Origin of the sequence: Granulicella mallensis MP5ACTX8 (assembly GCF_000178955.2) — a bacterium.
GTDB lineage: Bacteria > Acidobacteriota > Terriglobia > Terriglobales > Acidobacteriaceae > Granulicella > Granulicella mallensis.
The window spans coordinates 3,036,796-3,058,885 of record NC_016631.1 but is presented as its reverse complement, the minus strand read 5'-3'; the positions used below and the strand labels follow the sequence as shown (position 1 = coordinate 3,058,885).

Annotated in this window: 12 protein-coding genes; 8 read left to right on the top strand and 4 right to left on the bottom strand. The window is 56.0% G+C overall.

Annotated elements, in window-relative coordinates; all coding sequences use genetic code 11:
• Position 1 precedes the first annotated feature (1 nt).
• On the top strand, positions 2-2,128 hold the full coding sequence (locus tag ACIX8_RS12490) for a VWA domain-containing protein (protein WP_014265704.1): 2,127 nt from the start codon (positions 2-4) through the stop codon (positions 2,126-2,128).
• Positions 2,129-2,202: 74 nt separating this feature from the next.
• On the opposite strand, the gene ACIX8_RS12485 is transcribed toward ACIX8_RS12490, so the two are convergent.
• On the bottom strand, positions 2,203-2,880 hold the full coding sequence (locus ACIX8_RS12485) for a MarC family protein (protein ID WP_014265703.1): 678 nt from the start codon (positions 2,878-2,880) through the stop codon (positions 2,203-2,205).
• 149 nt (positions 2,881-3,029) lie between these two features.
• Here ACIX8_RS12485 and ACIX8_RS12480 point away from each other — a divergent pair, with 149 nt between their 5' ends.
• From ACIX8_RS12480 to ACIX8_RS12455, 6 genes are all read left to right on the top strand, one after another.
• A complete protein-coding gene (locus tag ACIX8_RS12480; RefSeq protein WP_014265702.1) occupies positions 3,030-4,946 on the top strand; it encodes a CocE/NonD family hydrolase in 1,917 nt (638 codons plus the stop codon).
• 91 nt (positions 4,947-5,037) lie between these two features.
• The gene (gene mgrA / locus ACIX8_RS12475; protein WP_014265701.1) at positions 5,038-6,078 is read left to right on the top strand and encodes an L-glyceraldehyde 3-phosphate reductase; all 1,041 of its coding nucleotides are present in this window, start codon (positions 5,038-5,040) and stop codon (positions 6,076-6,078) included.
• A gap of 127 nt (positions 6,079-6,205) precedes the next feature.
• The gene (locus tag ACIX8_RS12470; RefSeq protein WP_014265700.1) at positions 6,206-8,731 is read left to right on the top strand and encodes a phosphocholine-specific phospholipase C; all 2,526 of its coding nucleotides are present in this window, start codon (positions 6,206-6,208) and stop codon (positions 8,729-8,731) included.
• 120 nt (positions 8,732-8,851) lie between these two features.
• A complete protein-coding gene (locus ACIX8_RS12465; protein ID WP_014265699.1) occupies positions 8,852-9,490 on the top strand; it encodes a flavin reductase family protein in 639 nt (212 codons plus the stop codon).
• 142 nt (positions 9,491-9,632) lie between these two features.
• Positions 9,633-12,155, top strand: coding sequence for an amylo-alpha-1,6-glucosidase (locus ACIX8_RS12460; RefSeq protein WP_014265698.1), 2,523 nt, complete (start codon positions 9,633-9,635; stop codon positions 12,153-12,155).
• Positions 12,156-12,570: 415 nt separating this feature from the next.
• Positions 12,571-14,310: a chloride channel protein gene (locus ACIX8_RS12455; RefSeq protein ID WP_223295530.1), complete on the top strand. Its 1,740-nt coding sequence runs from the start codon at positions 12,571-12,573 to the stop codon at positions 14,308-14,310.
• Between the two features lie 58 nt (positions 14,311-14,368).
• Here the strand turns inward: ACIX8_RS12455 and ACIX8_RS12450 are convergent, their stop codons facing one another.
• The 3 genes from ACIX8_RS12450 to ACIX8_RS12440 form a co-directional block, all read right to left on the bottom strand.
• Positions 14,369-15,337 carry an amidohydrolase family protein gene (locus tag ACIX8_RS12450; RefSeq protein ID WP_044176665.1) on the bottom strand — a complete coding sequence of 323 codons (969 nt, stop codon included), beginning with the start codon at positions 15,335-15,337 and terminating at the stop codon, positions 14,369-14,371.
• Positions 15,338-15,404: 67 nt separating this feature from the next.
• Complete coding sequence (bglX, locus tag ACIX8_RS12445; protein ID WP_014265695.1) at positions 15,405-17,702, bottom strand: beta-glucosidase BglX; 2,298 nt, start codon at positions 17,700-17,702, stop codon at positions 15,405-15,407.
• 218 nt (positions 17,703-17,920) lie between these two features.
• Positions 17,921-21,535 carry a TonB-dependent receptor gene (locus ACIX8_RS12440; protein WP_014265694.1) on the bottom strand — a complete coding sequence of 1,205 codons (3,615 nt, stop codon included), beginning with the start codon at positions 21,533-21,535 and terminating at the stop codon, positions 17,921-17,923.
• A 263-nt stretch (positions 21,536-21,798) separates the two neighbouring features.
• Between ACIX8_RS12440 and ACIX8_RS25640 the strand changes: the two genes are divergently transcribed.
• Positions 21,799-22,059 carry a hypothetical protein gene (locus tag ACIX8_RS25640; protein WP_150110589.1) on the top strand — a complete coding sequence of 87 codons (261 nt, stop codon included), beginning with the start codon at positions 21,799-21,801 and terminating at the stop codon, positions 22,057-22,059.
• Positions 22,060-22,090: the final 31 nt, after the last annotated feature.

Here is a 22,090-nt window from a genome sequence, read left to right as displayed (position 1 = left end):
TATGCGATCGATACTCATAGCATTTCTTCTCGCAGCGGTTGGTTTCAGCACAGGGGCTGGTGCCCAGACAATCGGCCAGAATAAAGATCCGGACGCGCCAACCACCTTTACGCTGTCGGTGCGATCTCAGCTGGTTGTTGAGACGGTTGTCGTCAAAGATAAGCAGGGCAATCCTGTCCCTGGCCTCACGGCGCAGGATTTTACGCTTACTGAGGACGGCATACCTCAGAAGATTCGCTTCTGCGAGCATCAGGTGCTTCCGACGAACCCTCTTCCAGTTGTACCGGTTGCCGCCGGCAAGGAAGACATCAAGATTTACAACCGGCTCGCGCACACGCAGGTCGCGCCGGAGTCCACCGATAATCTCAGGTACAAAAACCGTCGTCTTCTCGCGCTCTACTTTGATATGAGCGCGATGCGCCCCGCCGAGCAGTTGCGTGCTCTGAGCGCGGCCGAGAAGTTCGTTCGCACCCAGTTAACTGAAGTCGACCTTGTCTCGATCCTGCGCTACCAGGGAGGCTCGGTGGATGTGTTGCAAGACTTCACCGCCGATCGAAACAAGCTTCTCAGCATCCTGGAAACATTGATCGTTGGAGAAGGCCAGGGCTCGGTCGAGTCCGTCGATGATGCCAGCAGCGCCGACACCGGCGCTGCCTTCGGTCAGGATGACGGTGAGTTCAATGTCTTCAACACCGACCGCCAGCTATCCGCATTGCAGACCGCTGCGAACATGCTGGGCCAGCTAAGCGAGAAGAAATCGCTGATTTACTTTGCCAGCGGCCTACGACTGAATGGCGTCGATAACCAGGCGCAGCTTCATGCCACTGTCGATGCAGCTATCCGCGCAGGCGTCTCGTTCTGGCCCATCGACGCGCGCGGCCTCGTTGCGGGAGCTCCACTCGGCGATGCCACGCAGGGTTCGCCAGGCAATCAGGGGATGTACACCGGCGCTGCGGCACTTGCTACGACGGGCAACTTTCAGCAGTCGCAGGACACTCTCTTCGCGCTCGCCGGCGATACCGGCGGCAAGGCGCTGCTGGATTACAACGACCTGACGAAGGGAATCGTACAGGCGCAGCAGGCCATCTCCGACTACTACATCATCGAGTACTACACCTCTAACCCCGCTCTCGACGGCCGTTTCCGCAAGATCAAGGTCACCCTCAACAAGGATGCCAACGCCAAACTCGACTACCGGCAGGGATACTTCGCCGGTAAAGTGTTCAGCAAGTTTTCGGTCGCCGACAAGGAGCGCCAACTCGAGGATGCCCTCATGCTGGGCGATCCCATCACCGAACTCACTGTCGCGATGGAGATCAATTACTTCCAACTCAATCGTGCGGAGTACTTCGTTCCTATCATGGTGAAGATTCCCGGGCGTGAACTGGCGCTGGCCAAACGTGGAGGAGCCGACCATACGCTCATCGACTTTGTCGGAGAGATCAAGGATATCTACGGCGGCATTACCGTTGAGAACATGCGTGACAACGTCAACATCAAGCTGAGCGATGCCACCGCCAGCGAGCTTAGCCATCGGCCGATTGAATACGATGGAGGCTATACGCTGTTGCCCGGTAAATACGCCATCAAGTTTCTGGCTCGTGATGACGAGACGGGAAGAATTGGTACCTATCAGACAAACTTTGTCATTCCAAATCTGAATAAAGAAGACAAGCGTGTCCCTATCAGTTCCGTGGTTCTAAGCAGCCAGCGCGTCGACATGAAGGATGCCCTTTATGACGCAGCGAAGAGCAAAGACCAGATCAAGCAGGCAGCCGTTAATCCGCTGGTACAGGATGGGAAGAAACTGATTCCGAGCGTGACGCGAGTCTTCAACAGCGGCAGGGAGATGTACGTCTATCTGCAGGCTTACGAGGAGGCTGCTACAACTCCCAAGCCGCTCGTCGCGTTCGTAAGCTTTTATCGTGATCAGGCAAAGGTCTTTGAGACGCAGCCTATAGCTGTTACTCCTGCGGCCGGAAGCCACCTGGGCATGGTGCCTCTCAACTTCAGCCTTAGCCTGCCGCCTCAGCTTTCACCTGGTGAATACGATTGTCAGGTGACTGTACTTGATCCAACAGACATGAAGAGCACGTTCTGGCAGGCTCCTATCAAAATTGTTCAGTAGTCATGATGAGTACAAATCGGAAGGGCTCGGTTTCGACCTTGCCCTTCCGGTTCTTGCGCAGCCTCTGTGCTTGTCTATCGCTTAAGCACAGAGGCAAGCAGTACGGAGAGGCCGTTCCAGGCGATCTGGACGCCAATGCTCAACAGGATGAAAGCCACGACTCGCAGGATTCCGTGCGCCGTGGACTCCGAGATCGAAGTTGTGATCTTTGGAGCGTAGGCATAGCAGAGGTAGATCAGCGCGCTAAGAACGATGACTGCCAGAAATATTCCAAGATGGCCCAGCACATTCTTCGAGAGCATTGGATTTGAGGCGTGTGCACTGAGTGTCAGCATCACAACAAGCGTGCCAGGACCTGCCGTCACAGGAAAGGTGAACGGGTAGAAGGCTTTTTCCTGGAGATCCCGCGCTCCAGCGTCGGACTGAGCCTCCATCTCCGCCTGCTTATTCTTTACGTTTGCATGGGCGTCGTTTTCGTTGAGAAGCGACCAGCCTATAGCCGCGATGACAATGCCGCCCGAAACCTGCACGATCGGAAGAGAGACCCCAAAGAAATTGAGGATGGCCGATCCTACAACCTCGATAATCGAGAGGAAGATGACCGTATTGATGGCGATTCGGCGCGCCAGCGATCGATAGACCTCCGGCGGTTCAGGGCCGACGAGACCGACAAAGACCAGTGCCGACCCTAACGGGTTGATTAACGGGAGCATCGCGCTAAAGGCGAGCAGAAAAAAAGTCCAGAGCAGCAAGGCGTTCTCCACGAGTGGGGCTTAGTGCATTGTTACGCAGGAATCCGGTTCCGTCGATTCGTCTTGGTATACTGCGAATCAGCTCGCAGCAGGGCTATCACTCCAATCGCATTGCATCCAGTAAATCTTTTGAGAAATAAGGACGGCTCATGTCTCTTACTCCCCGTACTCTTACCCTTGCCCTGGCAGCCCTGTCGCTGGGACTATCTGCCTTCGCGCAAACCCCGACCACAACTCCGGACATTCCGGCGAAGTTCACCGCTCCGAAGGACGACTACGACTACGTGAAGCGTGTGGAGATGGTCCCCATGCGCGATGGGGTCAAGCTTTATACCGTAATCGTAATCCCCAAGAGTGCGACCCATGCTCCGATCCTGCTGACACGCACACCGTATAACGCAGCGGGCCGCGCGACTCGGACGGAGTCTCCCCACATGCTGGATGAGTTGCCACAGGGCGACGATGTCTTTGTCAAAGCCGGCTATATCCGCGTCTTTCAGGACGTGCGCGGCAAGTACGGCTCCGAGGGGGACTATCTCATGACCCCACCCCCGACCGGCCCGCTCAACCCCAATGGTCCGAATGACACGACAGACGCCTACGACACCATCGACTGGCTGGTGAAGAACATCTCGCAGTCCAACGGCAAGGTGGGCATGCTCGGCTCTTCGTATGAAGGATTCACGGTCGTAATGGCACTCATTCACCCGCATCCTGCGTTGAAGGTCACGGCTCCCGAGAGTCCAATGGTCGACGGCTGGATGGGCGACGACTGGTTCCACTATGGAGCCTTTCGCCAGGTCAACCTCGATTACTACATCGAACAGACAACGGTTCGTGGAGGCGGTCCTGCTATTCCTCGCGAAGGGTATGACGAATACACCAACTTCCTGCGGAAGGGCTCGGCGGGAGACTTTGCCCGGGCTGGAGGTCTGGGGCAGTTACCGTTCTGGAAGAAGATAGACGAGCACCCCGCGTACGATGCCTTCTGGCAGGGACAGGCTCTCGATAAGGTCATGGCAGCCCAGCCCCTCACCGTGCCCACCATGTGGCTGCAGGGCCTATGGGACCAGGAAGATATGTGGGGCGCCATCCACAGCTATGCCGCAGTTGAGCCCAAGGATACGGCTAACGACAAGAACTATCTGGTGATGGGACCCTGGCGGCACAGCCAGGTGAACTATGAGGGATTCTCCCTGGGGCCGCTGCTCTGGAACGGCGATACGACGTTGCAGTTCCGCCGCGATGTGCTTCTGCCGTTCTTCAACCAATACCTGCTGGACGGAGCACCAAAAGCTGACACACCTCCCGTGCTGATCTACAACACCGGCGAAGACCATTGGGATCGCTTCAAGTCGTGGCCTCTGAGCTGCGAGACGGATTGCCCGGCGAAGCCACGCGCACTGTATCTGACGGCCGATGGGGGCCTGTCGTTCGATAGCCCGAATGCCACTAGCCCCAAGTTCGACGAGTACGTCTCCGACCCGGCGAAGCCCGTGCCGTACAGGCCGCGTCCGGTCTTCTCCGGCGACGGCGATGGCTGGAAGACATGGCTGGTTACCGATCAGCGCTTTGTCGATGGCCGCCCGGATGTTCTCACCTATGAGAGCGAACCGCTCACCGCTCCATTGCGTTTGAGTGGCGCTCCGCAGGTAAACCTATACGCCTCCACTAGCGGAAGCGACAGTGACTGGGTTGTGAAGCTGATCGATGTCTTTCCCGACACGGTGCCCTCAAAGCCGTCGATGGGCGGATATGAACTGTCCGTCTCCCTGGACATCTTCCGCGGCCGCTATCGCACCAGCTTTGAGCATCCCGAAGCCATCGTTTTGGACAAGCCGCTGCTCTATCACTTCGGCCTGCCCACGGTGAATCATGTCTTTCTGCCGGGACATCGGGTAATGGTGCAGGTGCAGTCCACCTTGTTCCCGCTCTATGATCGCAATCCGCAGAAGTTTGTGCCTAACATCTTTGACGCGAAGCCTGCGGACTATCAGAAGGCGACGCAGCGTATCTGGCACACTCCGGGAGAAGCCAGCTTCATCAGCTTGCCGGTTGCACCCTAGAAACACTCAAATACCAAACGCTCTCCGCCGACAGTTATCATTCTGTCAGCGGAGAGCGTTTGGCGTACCGCGGTCAAGGAGATTGGAATAGATGAGTTACGTAGCTGAGACAAAGCGATACGAGGGTGCGCAGTTTCGCCAGTGTGGTCGATCAGGAATCGTGCTGCCGCCGGTGTCGCTGGGATTGTGGCAGAACTTCGGCGGTACCGATGTCTTCGAGACGGGCCGCGCGGTCGTACGGCGTGCGTTCGATCGGGGCATGACGCACTTCGATCTTGCGAATAACTATGGGCCCCCGTATGGATCGGCGGAGGAGAACTTCGGCCATATCCTGCGCAAAGATCTTCACCCGTATCGGAACGAACTCATCATCTCGTCGAAGGCTGGCTGGGATATGTGGCCCGGCCCCTATGGCATGGGCGGATCGCGCAAGTATCTGCTGGCGTCTCTCGATGAGAGCCTGCAGCGCATGGGACTGGAGTACGTCGATATCTTCTACTCGCACCGTCCCAGCCTGGACGTGCCGCTTGAAGAGACGATGGGGGCTCTCGCACACGCGGTGCGACAGGGCAAAGCTCTGTACGTGGGCATCTCGTCTTATAGCCCGGAGCGCACGCGAGAGGCAGCGAAGATCCTGCGGAGCGAAGGAGTGCCACTGCTGATCCATCAACCTTCTTACTCGATGCTGAATCGCTGGATCGAAACGGAGTTGCTGGACACTCTGGAGGATGTAGGTGCCGGTTGCATCGCGTTCTCTCCGCTTGCCCAGGGGCTGCTTACGAACAAATATCTCCATGGGGTTCCCGAGAACTCACGCGCTAAGTCAGGAGGCGCAGGAGGATCATTCCTGCAGTCATTCCTGAACGAAAAGAACCTCAACCAGGTGCGAGCTCTAAATGAGATGGCTCAAGGCCGCGGACAGACGTTGGCCCAGATGGCTATTGCGTGGGTGCTGCGCGACCAGCGTGTTACTTCAGCTCTTATTGGTGCACGCAATGTCGAGCAACTTGATAACTCGCTTGATGCGGTGAAGAAGCTTGACTTTACCCAGGCGGAGCTGGATGCCATTGATCACCACGCACAAGAGGGTGGGATCGATCTATGGAAGGGCGCACGCGAAGGCACGGAGTAGAGGTACGTACGTGTACATCAATGGCCTGGCTTCAATAGAAGCCAGGCCATTGATTTTTCCGCGATAGCCCCACTGTTTCACCGCGCCTTAACGCGAGTACACACTCAATTGTGAAAAGATGAAAAACATGGCGCATACACGACGTGATTTTCTTAAAGTTGCAGCAATGTTGTCAGGTGCTGCAGGCGTATCTGGTTTTATTCCCGATTCCATTCAGCGGGCCTTTGCCATCGAACCGGAAGCCGGTTCTACCTATCTGGACGCCGAGCACATCGTTATCCTGATGCAGGAAAATCGCTCCTTCGACCACGCACTGGGAACCCTGCAGGGTGTTCGTGGATTCAACGATCCGCGCGCTATCCGTCAAGCCAATGGCAACTCCGTATTCGTACAGACCAATGCAGCCGGAGAATCCTATGCGCCCTGGCGGTTGGATATCCGAGACACTCGCGTTACCTGGATGGGATCCATTCCTCACTCCCGTAATAGCCAGGTCGATGCCTGGAACGAGGGACACCACGACGGATGGATCGACGCCAAGCGCGCGTATTCGCCTGATTATGCCCATATCCCTCTCACGATGGGACACTACACCCGCGAGGACCTGCCGTTCTACTACGAGCTCGCGGATGCCTTTACGGTATGCGACCAGAACTACTGCTCGGTGATGACCAGCACAACGCCGAATCGCAGCGTCTTCTGGACCGGGACTGTGCGCGATGAGCAGCGTACCGACTCCAAGGTATTCATGCGCAATGACGAGATCATGAGCGGCGGCATGACCTGGAAGACCTATCCGGAGCGCCTGCATGAAGCTGGGATCAGCTGGAAGCTCTATCAGAATGAGTTGACGAACTCCGGCGGCATGAGCAGGGAAGAGTCGGCGTGGCTGTCGAACTTTGGCACGAACGTTCTGGAAGCCTTTGCGGCTTACAACATCGAAGCCTATCCCGGCAGCGTTCTGGCGATGCAGCAGCAGATCGCCTCGCTCACGAAGCAGATGACGAAGCTTCAGCAGACGGTAGCCAACGAACAGGACCCGGAGGCTGCGGCACGAATCCACTCTCGGATCGACGGCGATCAAAAGCGCATCGAGAAGATCAAAGCCTCACTGGCGAACAGCGGTGAAGCTCGCTACAAGCAGCTCACTCCCCAGCAGCGTGCCCTTCATGACGCGGCCTTTGTCACGAATGTGAATGATCCTCACTACAGGTCACTGGACTCCATCGACTTCGAAGATGCTGGGAAGCCGCTAACGATGGAAGTCCCGAAGGGAGATATCCTGCATCAGTTCCGGCAGGATGTGAATGAGGGCAAGCTTCCCACGATCTCCTGGTTGAGCTCGCCGGAGAAGTTTTCAGATCATCCGACGTCGCCCTGGTACGGCGCATGGTACGTCTCCGAGGTTATGGATATCCTGACCAAGAATCCCGAGGTCTGGAAGAAGACGATCTTCATCCTTACCTATGACGAGAACGATGGTTACTTCGATCACGCGCCTTCCTTCGTAGCCGCAGATCCCAAGCGTCCGCAGACGGGGCGCGCCTCCGAAGGCATCGATACGGGGCTGGAATACAGCTACGCGAAGGACGAACTGATCCAGGGTGTACCCGAAAAAGAAGCGCGCTCCGGGCCTATCGGCATGGGCTTCCGTGTGCCCATGATCATTGCATCTCCGTGGAGCCGCGGCGGCTGGGTCAACTCCCAGCTCTTCGATCACTCCTCGACGCTCATGTTCCTGGAGGAGTTCGTACAGAAAAAGCATGGCAAGACGGTCAGGGAAGAGAACATCAGCGCATGGCGGCGTTCTATCTCTGGCGATCTTACCTCCTGCTTCCGTCCTCATGATGCTAAGGAGACCAAGCTCGAATTTCTCGACCGGAACAAGTTTGTTGTAAGCATTCAACAGGCTCGCTATAAAGAAGTCCCTTCGAACTACAAGAAGCTGACGTCTGAACAAATAGCGGAGATCAACCGCAACCAGACGAGCTCCGACTTGATGTCTCATCAGGAGAAGGGCATTCGCCCAGCGTGCTCGCTGCCCTATGAGCTCTATGCAGAGGGCAAGCTAAACGCAGATCGCACCAAGTTCGAACTGCACCTGAAGGCCGGCAACGAGGTTTATGGAAAGCGCGCAGCCGGCGCTCCCTTCAATGTCTACCTGCGGAATACGAAGGTAGACGCGGCTCCCGGAATGATGGTTGCAACCTACGCGGTGAAATCGGGTGACACACTCTCTGAGGATTTCCCTCTGTCGCTCTTTGCGGATGGCCGCTACTCGATCGATGTCCACGGACCGAACGGCTTCTATCGCTCCTTTACGGGCGAGGCTCAGGCTCCTGGCCTGCAGGCGCGTACCTCCTACGAGCGGCAGAGCTCGCACCTGACAGGCAATGTGCAAGTCCTCCTGCATAATCCCGGAACCGAACCCCTCAAGGTCGCGGTGCTGGATAACTCGTACAAGACTGGCACTGTGAACAAGACGATCCCTGCTGGGCATGAGATGTCTGTTGTTCTGAATCTCAAGCAGAGTCATGGCTGGTACGACTTCACGGTGATGGCGGACGGTGCAACGTCTGCAGCCCGTTATGCAGGACGCGTAGAGACCGGCCGGTCCAGCTTTAGCGACCCACTGATGGGGGGCGTCGTCTAGAGCTTGCGCTAGCACAATGTACAAAAGGACCAGAGGCTCAGTCTCTGGTCCTTTGTACATTGCATCGTATCTTCTGTGAGAATGCTCTAATCAAAAAGTAACCACGGGGAGATACGTCGGATGCAATTCAATCTGGAACAGGGTGTCACGGGTGATGCCTACAAGCTTTTAACTGGACTGGTTGCACCGCGACCCATTGCACTGGTTACCAGCATGAATGAGGATGGCAGCCTAAATGCTGCTCCCTTCAGCGCCTACAACTATCTGTGTACCGACCCACCGATTATCGGAATGGGCGTCACAAATCGTCCGCAGGAGCATTTTGTTCCCAAGGACACTGCCAGAAACATTCGACGCACGGGCGAATTCGTCGTAAACGTCGTGACCGAGGACCTGGCTCAGCAGATGAACATCTGTGCCACCGACTTTCCTGCCGGGATCAATGAATTGGAGATGGCTGGCTTGACCACGGCTCCTTCCCAGTTGGTGAAGGTACCCCGTATCGAACAGGCACATGCGGCGCTGGAGTGCAGAGAGTTTACGACGATGGAAATTGGCCGCTCACGCATCATCCTCGGCAGGGTCGTTGCGATTTATATCGAAGACAAATACGTCGATCCCTCTGGCCCTTACGTAAAGGCGGAAGAGCTGCACGCGATTGGCCGGATGAACGGCCTTGGAGCCTACGTGAAGACGAGGGATGCCTTTATAAGCATTCCTCGAATCTCTTACGCAGAGTGGAAGAACGGTAAGCGATAGCAGTGCCCAGAATCCCCGGAATCGTGACAGAGCAAGAGATTCTGTGCCGTTTCACCCGTCAAATGCAGCAGAGTACGGTGAAATATAGTGACAGCGCGGTGTTTCTTTTGAAAGGCTGTTACTGTGTGGGGCTCAAGACTCAATGCTCAAGATCGTTATCCTGATTCAATTCGTCTTTCTCTCTCTGGGACTGCAAGCTCAAACTTCACCCTCTCTCGCGCAGTTTCCGCTGGAGAACGATTCGCTGGCGATCCACCATGTAGCTCAGCCGCAACAGCCCTTTACGCTGGTGGGAGAGCACGCCGCCATTCTGGGAGAGCAGGACGGGACCTTTGAGCTATGGCTTATGCCCATTCAGGTCTTGCGTAATGCCCACCTGACGGCACGGCTCCAGGGCTATGATTTCCCCATCGAGCTGAACAAGCTTGCGACCGATGTTGACGTTGAACCTGACCATACAACGATCACCTACTCCCATGCAGCCATTACGGTACGGCAGCATATGTTCCTGCCTAGAACAGGAGCCTCGGGGATTGCATCCGCGGTGGTTCTCTTTGAGGTTCACGCGGTCAGGCCTGCGCAGATCTCGCTGACCTTCGATCCCTCCATGACGATGGAGTGGCCTGCGCCCAACTTCGGCCCCGCCAACGCCGGATGGAGAGAGCGACCGGGCGGAAGCGGCTATGTTTTGCAGACTAACAGTCCCGGGCTATACGGTGTGGTTGCCATGCCAGGCGCAACGCATGGAGAGATTCGCCCTTATCAGGAGCGCGCGGCGGAGCCACCAGCCGTTCTGACCTTCTCCTATGATCCAAAGCGCGACGACCACACCTTTTACCCGTTGCTCTGTGGCGTCTCCGACTCAGGCAGCCTGACCTCACAGGCAAAGCAGGGAGCTGACCCGACGGGAGAGCTGCTCGACCGCATTCTCGCTCTTGAAGATCATATTCCCGAGCTCTATCGCTCGACAGCGGAGTACTACAAGCACTTCTTCAACGAACGCCTGGACGTAACGACTCCAGACCCCCAGTTCAATAAAGCCCTGCGCTGGGCGGAGATCTCGGTCGATCAATCGCGCACGCCGCTGGCGAAAGGTACAGGTATGACCGCAGGATGGCTTCCTGCCGGGACCACCGCTAGACCAGGTTATGGCTGGTTCTTTGGGCGCGACGCTCTCTGGTCGCTCTACGCGATCAACAGCTATGGAGACTTTCCATTCAGCCGGGGAGCCCTTGAATTTCTTCTGTCGCAGCAGCGGGAAGACGGCAAGATCATGCACGAGTTCTCGCAGACTGCTGGCCAGGTTGACTGGAGATCGATGCCCTACCAATATGCAGCAGCCGATGCCACACCGCTTCTGCTGATGGCAATGGACGATTACGTTCGCATGAGCGGTGATGTCGAGTTTCTTCGCGCTCACTGGCAGGAGATCCTGCTGGCCTATCGTTTCACCCGCACGCATACGACAGAGGGTGCGATGGACAACTCGCAGGGCACCGGATGGGTCGAGGAGTGGCTGCCGCATAAGCCGGACCAGGAGATCTATATGGTTGCACTGGATGCCCAGGCCAACCTTGCCGTCTCACGGTTGGCAAAGCTGATGGGCGACTCAAAGCTGGAAGCAGGCTCGCTCGAAACCGCACGAACGGTAGAGACACGGCTCGCAGGCTATCGCTCTCCCACCGGAATCTTTCGCTTTAGTCGCAATCACGACGGCTCCTTCGAGAATGTGCGATCGATCTTCCCCAGCGTCGCCTGGTGGACAGGTGACCTGCATCCGGCGGAGGCAGACAAAATTTTTGAGGACTGGGAGGGAAGTCACTTCACCGTCGACTGGGGTGTCCGGTCCGTGGCGAACACGCAGACAATCTACGATCCGATCAGCTATCACCGCGGTTCGGTGTGGCCGCTCTATACCGGATGGACAGCGATGGCAGAGTACCGTACAGGCCGTAGCCTTGCTGCGTTCGAGCACCTGCAATCGAGCGTGAAACTAACCGACTTACAAGATCCCGGAGCCATTACGGAGGTGCTTTCGGGAGAGTTCTACCAACCGCTCGCACGGAGCAGCTCCCATCAACTGTGGTCCTCGGCGATGCTGCTTAGCCCGGCGATTCGCGGCCTCTTCGGCATCAACTCCGATGCTCTGAACCATCGGCTGACTATCTCTCCACAGCTTCCGGCAGATTGGGATCATGTAGCACTGCGCAATGTGACCGTGGGCAACACACGCTACAACGTAACGATGGATCGTAAAGGTCCCGAGCTTGTGATCGATGCAGACTCAACGGAAGCAACTGTTTTGTGTCTTACCGCTGCTGTGAGCCGTGTCACCTGCAACGAGCCGCCCGCATTGCATCACTCCCTGCGGTTACCGCTCACCCCGGTAGAGGTAAGCCTGGGTGAGGAAGCAGAGACGCGGCAGGGGATGCAGTCGCAACACATGCACGTACTCAATGAGCAGCGCGAAGCAAAGTCTCTGACGCTTACGCTCGAAGCACCTGGTGGAAGCGATCAGATCCTCAAGGTCCGTCGCAATATAGACCACGCGGATAAGGCGCCCGCTCTAATGGTTAGCGGAGCTGAGTTACATGGCGATCTGCTTCAGGTGCATGCGCCCTTGGGCGAGGGGTACCAGACCATAGAGGTAACGATTCGATGGTAATGCCGTCGGCCCTTGCTGGCCGTCATCCCTAAACGGAATGCTTCGTGCATAAAAGAAGAGGTCAGGCCTGCGGGCCTGACCTCTTCTTTATGGCTACCCCCGTTTCAGGCCTGACTACCAACATTGCAGGGTCTCAATTGGTCGTAATGCGATATAATCTAGAGATGCAGCGGGCACATCTCAATCCAGCGTCAACCGAAGAGATACCATCAGCCGTTATTCGAGAACTCGCAATGTCTCATTACAGCCTGCGGAAGTTCCTTCGCTTCAGTGAGAAGGCAGCCAGACTCCTTCTGCGGATAAACACGGCCGTATAACCGGCAAGGAAATGTCACACAATTCAATGAAGACGACACAAACAAAGCCGCATAGAAAAATGGACAGGGTGTTGCAGCACCCGCTGCTACGAAAGTATTTGCCTTTGGTCCATGAAGACCTGGGCGTAATCTATTCGCGAGACCTGATCAAGTGGCTGATCATCGCCCCCATCATCGGTGTAACCGCGGGCCTGGCCATCACAGCGATTGCCGTCATCATTCTCGGCAAGATGTGGCCTGCGGTGATGGCTTACTATCTGGGCCATCACTGGGCCATCGTTCCCAGTCTGGTTGTGGGCTTTGCTATCACCGGACTGATCATGCAGTACCTTACGCCCGATCCGGACGAGCACTCTACCGAAGAGATTATCCGCTCCTACCATGAGCATCAGGGCGATATCGACATGCGCCCCTTCTTCCCGAAACTGCTCGCGGCGGTCACGACCGTCGGATTCGGTGGCAGTGCTGCCCTGGAGGGTCCAAGTATCTATGGCGGTGCCGCCATCGGGTCGTGGCTCTGGACGAAACTGGGGCGGTTGAGACTGGATTCAAGAGACCGCCGCATCATGTTGATCTGCGGCGCGGCGGCCGGCATGTCCGCTGTCTTCCGCGCGCCACTTACAGGTATTGTCTTTGCCCTTGAGATGCCTTATCGGGATGATCTCGCGCACGAGGCCCTGGTCCCTTCTCTGATCGCCTCCGTCGTCTCTTTTGTAACGATGAGTTCCTTCCTCGGTGGAACACCGCTCTTCAACTTCGCCGGCGGATCGTCGTACACAGGGAAAGATATCGTCTGGTGTGCATTGCTCGGCGTGATCATCGGCTTGATTGCCATGGCCTTTGTGGTGACCTTTCGCCGCGCCCGGACCTTCTTCGTCAAGAACGGGCTGCCACATTGGTTGAAACTCGCCATCGGAGGTTTTTTGACCGGGCTGTGCGGCATCCTCTTCCTGCATCTCTACCACGGTACGTTGATGCCTATCGGCCCAAACTACGAGGCTGTAGGAGAGATTCTGGGCAAACACCATAGCTCCGGCGAGCTTCTTATCTTCAGTGCGCTGAAACTTGCCGCCACGCTATTCACCCTTGCCGTTGGCGGCGTCAGCGCCATGTTCGTCCCCCTCTTTCTGACGGGCGGAGCTATTGGAACGGCCTTTGCCCAATCCGTGGTCCATAGTCCTGCGCTTGGGCTGTACGCTGCCGTAGGCATGGCCTCGTTCATCTCGGCGGGGTATAAGACCCCTCTGGCTGCAGTTGTCTTTGTGGCGGAAGCAACGGGTGGTCATGCCTTCATCATCCCGGCTCTCATTGGAGCCGCCGTGGCTTATGCGGTCTCCGGAGATGCCTCTGCCTCGGGCGATCAACGCCTGCATGAAGGGGTAAAGATCCAGGAACTGGGAGACATCTTTGTTCGCGAGGTAATGCAGCCGCAGATGATTTCAGTACAGGCATCCTTGACGCTCCGTGAGTTTGCCAGCACCCTGTCCCCGCACCATCGCCACGAGGTATTTCCTGTCTTTGAAGATCAGGAGCTTCTGGGAACGGTTGCCCTTTGGTCGATAGCCCAGGTCCCCGTCGATAAATGGAGTACGACAACGGTCAGGGAGATCACCGAAATGGAACCCCAAACGATTTCTCCTGAGTGCGATGTGATGGAAGCCCTTCGGCTGCTTGCACAGGAGCACCAGCAACCCATGTTGCTGGTGCTCTCAGAAGAGGGCCGGCTGGAAGGGATGGTGACAAAGTCAGACATACTTCAGGCACTAACGATCAGAAGAGATCCTGCACCAGGGGCCAATCTTAAAATAGAGCCCTTCGATCCTATCTCGGCAAGTTGATCCAGAAGAGCCTCAGGCATTGATGAATGAAGATGGATGCTGAGACACTTCTTGAACGCTACAAGCCAAGAAGTGCCTCAGCATTTCGATGGACGAGCTTGGCTAGATCTTCTGATGAAAGCAGCTCCTGCAGACTATCCAGGTAGGCACGGCCGCGGCCATTGGGACTGAAGGGATAGTCGATGGAGAACATGAGGCGATCGATGCCGACAACATCCATTGCGCAACGCAGAGGCGGCTGGCTGAAGTAACCGCTGGTCGTCAGGTGGATGTTGGACTTGAAGTATCCAGCCACAGGTTGGCGCAGATGGGGGGCTGCCTGTGAGAGCACCCCACTGGAGCGGGCTAGCGCATACGGCAAGCCCTCTCCCATATGGCCGATGATGAGTTGCAGTGAGGGGAATCGGTCAAAGAGGCCAGAGAGGATCAGCCGCAATGTATGAAGCCCCGTCTCCGCATGCCAACCCCAGCCCGCAATTGAGAGCAGATGGCCAAGCTCACCGGGGAGGCCTGAGAAGTACGCATTCTTAACGGGCTCTGGTGGCAGCGCAGGATGAAGATAGACAGGAACACCGAGATGGGCTGCAGCCTCAAAGACCGGAAGGAAGCGAGGATCGTCCAGAAATAAGCCGTCGGTAGTGCCATCGACGAGAGCGCCACGAAAACCAAGTTGTGTGACACAACGCTCAAGTTCTACTGCTGCGGTATCAGGATCTTTCAACGCGAGTGTGGCGAAGCCACCGAGACGGCTGGGGTGAGCACGCACGGCTTCAGCCAATTCATCGTTGACGTCCTGGGCGAGTGCGTTGGCTGTGGCCGCGTCCAGGCTGTCAAAGCCCATGGCAGCCAGCGAGAGAACCTGAAAATCGACGGCAGCCTCGTCCATGGCTGCGATACGTCCCGCTCCGAGATCGAGAAGCTTTGGCTGCAGCGCCTCCATGTATGCGGGAAGATCTTTGCCGTAGGCTCCTGTGGCACGGAGGAAAGACTCGGTAACAAAGTGCTCTTCGAGGGCGATCGTTCTCATATGGGAGTTGGACGAACTCCGCACGCAAAAGGTTCCGAGCGTGTTCACACTGCAACCGCAAATCTACTTACGGAAGCAGCGTGAAGGAAGCATGATCGCTGGCAGAGGAATCGTGTCCAACCCATAGATCGAACGCGCCGGGCTCCATACTCAAGTGATGAGTTTGAGGGCTCCAGAACCCCAGATCGTGCGTGTCGAGTGCAAGCGTAACCGTTCGCTTCTCACCTGCCTTCAAGGTAACGCGACGAAAGCCCTTCAGCTCACGAACCGGACGCGAAGCACTTCCGGCGCGCTGATGAGTGTAAAGCTGCACCACTTCATCGCCATCACGCGAGCTCGTGTTTTGAAGATCAACCGAAACCTCGAGCTTTGAACCAGCGTGGACCGAGTTCGAAGCAAGGTGAAGGTTCGTCATGGAAAAGCTCGAGTAGCTGAGGCCATATCCGAACGGATAGAGCGGCGCGCTGGAGCCATCCCAGTAGCGCGTATCCGGATCATTAGGAATCTGCGTCAGGTTACGCGCGTAGTTGATGGGGATCTGACCGACACTGCGAGGCCACGCAACGGGAAGCTTGCCGCCGGGGTTCGCATCCCCGGAGAGCAGATCGGCAATCGCATCGCCGCCTTCCGTTCCGGGATACCAGGCTTCAAGAATGGCGGCGACATGCTGGGATGCCCAGGTGATATCCAGTGGGCGGGCATTCAACAACACAAGCACGATAGGCTTGCCCGTCGCGACCGCAGCCTCAAGAAGCTCTTCCTGCTTGCCTGGCAGGTCGAGACTCGACCGGGAAGCTCGCTCTCCACTCATGCTTTGCAGCTCACCAAGAACGAGCACAGCAACATCGGATTGGCGAACAAGATCGATCGCATGATGAAACTCTGCGTCTCGCTCTGCGTCTGTCTTCAGTGTTGGCTTTGGACTTGAAAACTGTTCATCGAAGATAGAAGTCTGTTCACGTTCGATCTCAACTCCCTTGGTGTACTCAACCTGCGTACCGGGACTGAACCGCTTTTTCAAGCCTTCGAGCACAGTGACAGAGTCGGAAGGATGGCCTGCGAGGCTCCACGATCCCATGATGTCTGCTTTGGAGTCGGCGAGGGAACCGATGAGAGCAATCGACTTGTATTGCTTGCTCAAGGGAAGAAGATTGCCTTCATTGCGCAGCAGTACCGCTGCGCGCGTAGCCGCCTGCCGCGCAGCCTCGCGCTGCTCCGGTGTGACCATCTGCGAAGCCGTTTTGGAAACGTCGACATAGGGATTCCGGAACAAGCCCATCCGATACTTCGTCAACAGAATCTGGCGCACGGCTGCGTCGAGGGTCGCCTGTGTGACAAGGCCCTGATGAAGCGCCGCCGGCAGTCCGTCGCGAAAGGTATGGCTGGTCATCTCCATATCCACCCCAGCATTGACGGCACGAGCTGCGGCATCTCCGGCATCGCGTGAAAAACCATGGGTGGTCAGGTTCATCACCGACTCCCAGTCGCTCACCACCATGCCCTGAAACTTCCAGTCGTCGCGCAGCACATCGTGCAAAAGATAGCGATTGCCGGTAGCGGGAACGCCATTCAGGTCCATGTACGCACTCATCAGCGATCCCGCACCCGCGTGAATCGCTGCCTCGAACGGAGGGAAGTAGACGTTCCAAAGCTGCTCATCGGAGATGTTTGACTCTTCGTAATCACGGCCGCCTGAGGCTGCGCCGTATCCTGCAAAGTGTTTGACGCAGGCAAGGATGTGATCCTGTGCCCCGAGAGAGTCACCCTGGAAGCCGCGCACCTGCGCCTCAGCCATCCGCGAGCCAAGGAACGGGTCTTCACCGGCTCCTTCCATGATGCGTCCCCAGCGAGGATCGCGCGCTATGTCAACCATAGGAGCAAAGGTCCACTGAACACCCGTGGCGCTGGCTTCTTTTGCGGCCATGCTCTGTGCGCGTTCCGCCACGGCGGGATCCCAGCTCGCAGCCATCGCCAGCGGAACAGGATAGATCGTGCGAAACCCGTGAATCACGTCAAAGCCAAAGAGGAGGGGGATATGCAACCTGCTCTGGTCGACAGCTACATGCTGCAATCGGTTAATCTCTGCCGCGTCTGTCAGGAAGAGGAATGATCCGACCTGTCCCTTACGAGCCATCTCGTCGGCTGGAGTGTCGAGCTTTGTGTTGAGCGCTACCTGGCTCATCTGCCCGATCTTCTCTTCCAGCGTCATCTTGCCCAGCAGACTGTTTACAAACGCTTCGCCATCCTGCCCGGAAGCGGTGCGAACTGTCGAATTTGGCCGTTGTGCGTAAGCTGCGTGCGGAGTGGTGAAAAGAAGCGGGGAAGCCAGCAGCAGAAGGGTCGAAAGAGCAACGTAGGTTCGCACGGTATATCTCCAGAAATGGAAATTACAACAGTCGCGTATTCGCAAAGGGCGTTTAGCGCAATGAATTAGAGGAATTCGAGATTCAGCAGCACCGCAATTGTAGACAAACGTTTGTCTCGTTGTCTATTTTTTCGACGAAAAATATATTTCAAATGCTAGTGGAAATGAAACAGGGGCGGCGCTTTCGCACCGCCCCTGCGTTTGTTGCCTGTTGCCGATTAGAAGGAGACTCGTCCGTAGAGCTGGATCTGTCTGCCGCCGACCGTTGTACTCGTGATATTAGCAGTCGCACCTGGTCCGATAGCGTTGTTTCCGGGCTGGCCGAAGCTGGGATGGTTTAATACGTTTCCTGCATCGGCGCGGAACAGCATCTTGACTCCGCGGCGGGGCCAGACATCGAACGTCTTGCCCAGTGAGGCAGCAACATTGACGACTCCGGGCCCGTAAACGGTATTCCTTAGGAAGTTGCCATAGGTATAAGGAGCGGGGAGCGTTAGAGCATTCAGGTTGTAATACTCGTTCAGGCGCTGCTTCGTGCTGCCAGGCAAGTGAAGACTTTGGCCGGGAACCCGATTCGCCTCCTGCGTAAAGCTGCCCGACTGGTTATTTGAATTGTTATTGCCGCCGGTCGTGATACCGATTGGGTTGCCTCCTTCAATCACCCATACACTGGACACCTGCCAGCCGCCCAGTAATTCATCGAGCAATAAGTTGTTATTCAGGAATAGTTTGCCCTTGCCGAAGGGCAACTGGTAAATCACCTGTCCCTTTAGCATGTTCCGGATGTCGAAGTTTCCATTGCTGTAGTTATCGTGAGGATTGAAGGCATTCTGGTAGTTTTGGTAGCCTTCGCGTGAGCCAAACCCGGCAGAGTCCAGATCGTCCAGAAAGTGGGACCAGGTGTAATTGACATTGAACTGAAAGCCGTCTCTCAGGCGCTTAGTCACTTGAGCTTGGAGGGCGTTATAGTTCGAAACGGCGTTGTTCGTGCTTCCAGTTACGCTCTGGTAAAGCTGGTACGGTTTGTTGTTAAGATCGTTAGGCCCAAGCAGGTTTTCAGGAACCTGGTTGAGGTCTACTGGAAAGCTCAAATGGTATCCGTGATTGCCGACATAGGCGACATCGACCGAATAGTCGTGCCCAAGCTGTCGCTGTACGTCGAGGTTCCACTGTAAATTTTCAGGCAAGGGCGTATGGTATTGGTTGTAATTTACGCTCTGGCCATTGAGGGCATCCGGCGTAGTCGGTGAATTGACATAGGCAGCATTCGGGGAAAGCGTATTGTAGTTTTTGCCATTTGCGATTACACCGCAACCGGGATCTGTCGTATCCGGCGCGCTGCCGTCGCTGTCGATCTGCGCAACAGGGCAGATGCCGCTGGTCAGGTCGCCAACATTGCCGCTACTGCCGAAGGCGCCTCCCATGCCTGCACCATAGGTGTCGAGACTCAAGGTAGAAGCATAGACACCGAAGCCGCCACGGATGACCGTATTCGGAAGAGGCTGCCAACTGGCGCCTACGCGCGGAAGCCAGATGTTATAGTTCGGCGCAATCAGTTGATTGCGTCCGTTCGCTTTACTGAAGCCATACCAGATAGCTCCCAGGCTGTTGTTGGCGGGGTTGACCACTGTGGGATCGAAGGTCGCCTCGTTACCCTTTACTTCGCTCCAGCCAGTGTGAATTTGATAGCGCAGGCCCAGGTTGATGGTGAGGTTGGGACGAATCTTCCAGTCATCCTGAACGAATAACTGCGGACTCTTGGTTCGTGCACCGTACTCCGGTGTCTGGCTAGCGCTGAAACTGTTTAGTTGTCCAAGAAGGAAGTCCGCGTAACTGAAGCCGTTACCGATACCAGTGTCCGACCCCTGCGTAATCTGTCCGCCCTGCGACGTGTAGTTGCCGTTGAAGCCCGGGGTGCCTGCATTGACATACCCGTACTGAGTCGAGTCCGAGAGGCTGATCAGGAACTCGCCACCAAAGTGTATGACATGCCGCCCGCGAATCAGCGTCACTACGTCCGATGGATCGTAGACAAATTCTTTATAGATGAACGGACTGGTATTGCCGTTGCCGAAGCCTGAAATGTTGCTTCCTGGCCCGAAGCCCGGTAGTAGATCCACCTTTGCGAGCTTATACCCTAGTTTGGCGGGATAGCCCTGGTTGATGGTCGCTGGTAGAAAGAAGTTCAACTGGTCGGTAAAGCCCAGGCGCGCTTCGTTGAGAAAAGTCGAACTATGGTTCCAGACGTCGGAGATCTGCGCATTGTGCCGACTGACGTCCTCGCTTTCGCAATTGATGGGGCAAACTGTGCTGCCGAAATCATATCCAGGGTTATCGCTTTCTGTTACCGAGGCCGTGAACCGATTATTGGCGGCGATGTCATAATCCAGACGACCGAAAAATTTGGTAAATGGATTGATGCCCGGAGTGACGAAAGCGTAGTTGTTGGTGACGATCCCCTGAATCGTCTGCGATCTGCCTACATTAGCCTGCTGTAAAACCGCATTCGTGGCCTGGGTATTCAGGAGGTTTTGGAAGTTTTGAGATACAGGGCTGATCAGGTTAGCTGGAATACGGTTGCCATTGTGATACTCATCGGCAAAACTCTGGCGAATCACACACGGGCACTGCTGAGTAACGGAAGTGACCTTGGAGCCGGGAGAGAGTGTATACGTGTGGGAGCCGGTAGCCTGGATTACCTGAGTAGTCGGGTCGTAGATAGTAGGGAAGCCGGGACCGGTAAAGTCGCCATTTGCTATGGCTGCATTCTGGGCAAGCGGAAGTGTTTCATAGTTGCGATTGATTGTGTTGTCAATGGTTTTGTCGAAGTCGAAGTAGAAGAAGACTTTGTTGCGGATGACTGGCCCACCCACTGCAAAGCCGAAGTTATTGAAGCGCAATCGGGGGAGCTGTACGCCGGTCGCACCAAACTGGTAAGCAAAAGCATCCAGGGCGTCATTGGCAAAATATTCGTATGCCGCACCGTGGAATTGATTCGTACCACTTTTGGTGATCTGGTTGTAAATAATGCCTCCTTGGCCATATTGGGCCGAGAAGCCGTTGGTGCTGATCTTCACCTCTGCCGTCGTTTCGAAGATCGTGACATCAGAGTTTTCGCTGCTCGGCAGCGTCGTCGTGGCGCCATCGGCCAGGATGCTGTCAAATGGCAGATTACCGTTGATAGCGGCTACCTGGCCGGGGTTCGAGGCGCTGCTGGAGTTCTCCGGAGCGCCGGCGGCGCCTGGCAGCAATACGATAAAGTTCTCCCAGTCCGCTCCAAGGTTCGTTTGGGGCAGTTGGGAAATAACGTCGGAAGACAGTGTCGCCTCTACCGCGCCTGACTCGGTGCTGAGCAGGGGCACATCGGTGGTCACGATCAGCTCCTGCGTCGAGCCCGCCTTCAACTGCGCATCGATGGTCTGAATTGAGACGTCCAGCGTAATGGGACCGCGCACAAAGGAGCTAAACCCAGGCCTGGTAAAGGTCAGCAGATAGTGGTCCGGCGTGATCGAACCGGTATCGTACAAGCCGGCTCCATTGGTGACGTAAGCCTTGACGACGCCCTTGTCCACGTCTTTGACCTCAACGGTTACCCCTGGGATGACCGCTCCGGTTGCGTCGGTTACTGTGCCGCGAAGGTCACCTGAATTTGTATTCTGGGCCAAGACCGGAAGAGCCGACGATAGCAGAGCTACCAGGGCAAGAGCAGGTAACAGTGTACGGCGTACGTTGCTTTCATCTGTTAGCGGACTACGGTGTTTACTTTTATCCGTTGTTTGACACGGCTTGCACTCTTGCGTCAGCCCAAGGCTGGCGCGGATCCACTGCTTCATGTTGCCTCCTGAAAATGTTGCCATTTGACTGCGCGGCCCGGTACCTGCGTTCACTCACTGAGCCCCGCTGATATACAGTCTTGAAGCTCTTTATTTCTGGACAACGCATTGGAAAACGGCGCAAAGCGGCTCACCCAGTCCTGTTTGCAGGCCGGTGCTTATGCTCTAAGAAGAAATTTCTCCACCGAGCGCTCCAACACGAACCACCAAGACAACCGTTTATCTACTCAACGAAGTAGACGGGTTCCTGTTGGCTGTTGCGAATGAAAACAAATCTAGGAAAAGATTGTCAATTGATTTTTTGTCATTTGTTTGTCAGACAAACCTTTGTCTTTTGGGAAGAAATTCTGATCGAACAAAAGCAATATCCATTAAATACAGAGGAAAGCAGCGTTTGGTGCCACTCTTCTGAATTCAACCCACTTGCCGCATTTGCGGATCATTCTTATTCTGCGTTAACCCCAGCCGCTTTCATCCTGTCCCCATATCCTTGTCATGGCTTCTTCGAAATTGTTTGTTGGTGAAAGACAAACGCTTGTCTTTCAAACCGCAAAC

Coding starts and splice junctions, on each gene's coding strand:
- ACIX8_RS12490 (WP_014265704.1), top strand. CDS start 2: ATGCGATCGATACTCATAGCATTTCTTCTCGCAGCGGTTGGTTTCAGC.
- ACIX8_RS12480 (WP_014265702.1), top strand. CDS start 3,030: ATGTCTCTTACTCCCCGTACTCTTACCCTTGCCCTGGCAGCCCTGTCG.
- mgrA (WP_014265701.1), top strand. CDS start 5,038: ATGAGTTACGTAGCTGAGACAAAGCGATACGAGGGTGCGCAGTTTCGC.
- ACIX8_RS12470 (WP_014265700.1), top strand. CDS start 6,206: ATGGCGCATACACGACGTGATTTTCTTAAAGTTGCAGCAATGTTGTCA.
- ACIX8_RS12465 (WP_014265699.1), top strand. CDS start 8,852: ATGCAATTCAATCTGGAACAGGGTGTCACGGGTGATGCCTACAAGCTT.
- ACIX8_RS12460 (WP_014265698.1), top strand. CDS start 9,633: ATGCTCAAGATCGTTATCCTGATTCAATTCGTCTTTCTCTCTCTGGGA.
- ACIX8_RS12450 (WP_044176665.1), bottom strand. CDS start 15,337: ATGAGAACGATCGCCCTCGAAGAGCACTTTGTTACCGAGTCTTTCCTC.
- ACIX8_RS12440 (WP_014265694.1), bottom strand. CDS start 21,535: ATGAAGCAGTGGATCCGCGCCAGCCTTGGGCTGACGCAAGAGTGCAAG.
- ACIX8_RS25640 (WP_150110589.1), top strand. CDS start 21,799: ATGAAAACAAATCTAGGAAAAGATTGTCAATTGATTTTTTGTCATTTG.